The 2,672-nt window shown below is 69.9% G+C and carries 4 protein-coding genes; 2 read left to right on the forward strand and 2 right to left on the reverse strand.

What is annotated here, in order from left to right:
- A partial coding sequence (locus tag G6018_RS15240; RefSeq protein WP_182640070.1) for a bifunctional adenosylcobinamide kinase/adenosylcobinamide-phosphate guanylyltransferase occupies positions 1-288 on the reverse strand: 288 nt, incomplete at its 3' end.
- A gap of 67 nt (positions 289-355) precedes the next feature.
- Positions 356-1,051 (reverse strand): DUF3043 domain-containing protein, encoded by a 696-nt coding sequence (locus tag G6018_RS15245; RefSeq protein ID WP_182640071.1) that lies wholly within the window; start codon positions 1,049-1,051, stop codon positions 356-358.
- Positions 1,052-1,218: 167 nt separating this feature from the next.
- On the opposite strand from G6018_RS15245, the gene G6018_RS15250 reads away from it, so the two are divergent.
- Positions 1,219-1,581 (forward strand): iron-sulfur cluster assembly accessory protein, encoded by a 363-nt coding sequence (locus G6018_RS15250; RefSeq protein ID WP_107756186.1) that lies wholly within the window; start codon positions 1,219-1,221, stop codon positions 1,579-1,581.
- A 65-nt stretch (positions 1,582-1,646) separates the two neighbouring features.
- Positions 1,647-2,624, forward strand: a complete 978-nt coding sequence (locus tag G6018_RS15255; protein WP_182610028.1) for a carbohydrate kinase family protein — start codon at positions 1,647-1,649, stop codon at positions 2,622-2,624.
- Positions 2,625-2,672: the final 48 nt, after the last annotated feature.

The following is a 2,672-nucleotide window of genomic DNA, read 5'->3' on the forward strand; positions in this document are numbered from 1 at the left end:
CCCGAGCGTGGCGTCCATTCGGCGGGTGAGCCAGCCCCCGAGATCGTCGACGAGGACCGTGTCGTCCGGGTGATCGGCGAGTACCCGCGGGATCTCGTCGGTCTCCTCGGTGGACCACCCGGCGGGCCTGCGGTCCCGGTGCACGGCGATCCGGGCGGTCATCTCGGCGTCGTCGTGGTCCGGTCGCGCGGTGGCCACGTACACCACGTCCGCGCCGGTGGCCGCGGCCACCGATTCGGCGTGGGCGGACTTGCCCGATCGGGTGCCGCCGAGGACGAGCAGGCGCATGGCGTTCCGGGCCTTTCCGTGGATCGTCGGTCAGGTCAGCTGTCGAGCAGGTCAGCTGGTGATCAGGTCAGATGGAGTCGCCCGGGCGTACCCGGGGGCGCGGGGTGCGGAGCATCCGCGGCTGCGTCGCCCGCATCACCGCGTACCACCCCATGCCGAACCCGGTGTCCTCGGTGTCCGGGAACCGATCGCGGACGACCCGGTTGACCTTGCGTCCGAGGAGGATTCCGTCCACCACCACCACGACGATCAGGATGAGGAACAGGTTCTGGCTGTAGAACATCAGTTCCGGGTTGGGGATCAGCTGGAAGATGATCACGAACAGCGCGAGCGGCATGAAGAAGTTGATCAGGCGCCGGTGGGTGTCCACCCAGTCGCGGGCGAAGCGACGGACCTCGCCGCGGTCCCGCGAGAGCACGTAACGGTCGTCGCCGGCCATCATGAGCTGGCGGCGCTCCTCACGGGCGGTACGCTGCTCGGCCCGGGCGGCCTTGCGCTCGTCCTTGGTCATGCTGGCCTCGGCGGCCTTCCGGCGCTCCTTGGCCTCCTTACGGGTGACCGGCGCCGTGACGGGACCCGTCCGCAGGCCGCGCGCGCGCTCCTGGTCCCGCCGCTTGGGGGTGGGCTTGCCCTTGCCCGCGGGCCGACGGGCGTCCCCTGCAGGCCCCGGATCCGTGCCCGGGGAGGACTCCGGCCCGGTGTCGGTACCTGCGGAGCCCTTGCCGGGGTCGTCTTTACTGGAGCCGAATGCGCGCAACTTCACATACCCAGGCTAGGCGATCGATCCCCGCCGAGGACATTCACCCGTCACTCCTCGCAGGCGTATCGTGTCAGGCGACGCGGCGTCCGGGGAATAGAGAGCTCCCCGGTGGGCGTTGCACCACCGTAGGACGCCACCGAAGACCCTCTCGGATCGCAAGGAGAACCGACATGACCACTGCGGAGAACACCGCCACGGAGACCACCGCCACCGGTGTGCTGCTCACCGACGCCGCCGCCTCGAAGGCCAAGGCACTCCTCGACCAGGAAGGTCGCGACGATCTGGCCCTGCGCATCGCCGTCCAGCCCGGTGGTTGTGCCGGCCTGCGGTACCAGCTCTTCTTCGACGACCGCTCGCTCGACGGCGACGTCGTGGACGACTTCGGTGGCATCAAGCTCGCCGTCGACCGGATGAGCGTGCCCTACCTGACCGGTGCGTCGATCGACTTCGTCGACACCATCGAGAAGCAGGGCTTCACCATCGACAACCCCCAGGCCACCGGCTCGTGCGCCTGCGGCGACTCGTTCAACTGAGTCCAGCCGGGCACTGACGACCCGGGCCGATCGCTGGTCGGCCCGGGTCGTCTACTGTCTGGAGCATGTCAGTAGTCATCACGGGTTCCATCGCCACCGACCACCTCATGACCTTCTCGGGTCGGTTCTCCGAGCAGCTCCTGCCGGACCAGCTCGCCCACGTGTCGCTGAGCTTCCTGGTGGACTCCCTCCAGATCCGCCGCGGCGGAGTGGGTGGCAACATCGCGTTCGCGCTCGGCGTGCTCGGCCGTCGTCCCCATCTGGTGGGCGCCGCGGGTGAGGACTTCGCCGAGTACCGCGACTGGCTGGAGAGGCACGGCGTGGACACCTCGGCGGTCCACATCAGCTCCGCCCTGCACACCGCACGGTTCGTGTGCACCACCGACTCGGACATGGCCCAGCTCGCCTCGTTCTACCCCGGCGCGATGGGTGAGGCGGCCACCATCTCCCTGGCCCGCCTGGTCGACCGCATCGGTCGGCCCGAGATCGTGCTCATCGGCGCCAACGACCCGACCGCGATGAACTCCCACACGGCGGAGTGCCGCGAGCTCGGGCTCGACTTCGCGGCCGACCCCTCCCAGCAGCTGGCGTTCCTCGACGGTGAGGCGGCCGCAGCGCTGGTCGACGGCGCCCGGTACCTGTTCACCAACGAGTACGAGTACGAACTCCTGCTGAACAAGACCGGGTGGACGGCCGAGGAGCTGGACGACAAGGTCGGTACCCGCATCACCACCCGCGGAGGAAAGAGCGTGGTGATCGTGGAGAAGGGCGCCGAGCCCCTCGAGGTGGGCATCGTGCCCTCGGACAACCTGCTCGACCCCACGGGCGTCGGCGACGCGTTCCGCGCCGGATTCCTCACCGGTGTGGTCGACGGCCTCTCGCTGGAGCGTTCGGCCCAGTTCGGTGCTCTCATCGCGACCCACGTGCTGGAGACCACCGGCACCCAGGAGTGGAGCATCGACCCCGCCGCCGCGCGCCGGCGACTCGCCGCGGCCTACGGGGACGAGGCCGCCGAGGAGCTCGCGGCGCTGCTGCCCGCCTGATCCCGCCCGGGGCGCTCACCGCCGTGCCGACGACCACCGACCGGCCAA

Source organism: Dietzia sp. DQ11-44 (assembly GCF_014145205.1).
Lineage (GTDB): Bacteria > Actinomycetota > Actinomycetes > Mycobacteriales > Mycobacteriaceae > Dietzia > Dietzia natronolimnaea.

Bases quoted from the DNA above. Each gene is read 5' to 3' on its own strand.
- G6018_RS15255 (WP_182610028.1), top strand. From the start codon at position 1,647: ATGTCAGTAGTCATCACGGGTTCCATCGCCACCGACCACCTCATGACC.
- G6018_RS15250 (WP_107756186.1), top strand. From the start codon at position 1,219: ATGACCACTGCGGAGAACACCGCCACGGAGACCACCGCCACCGGTGTG.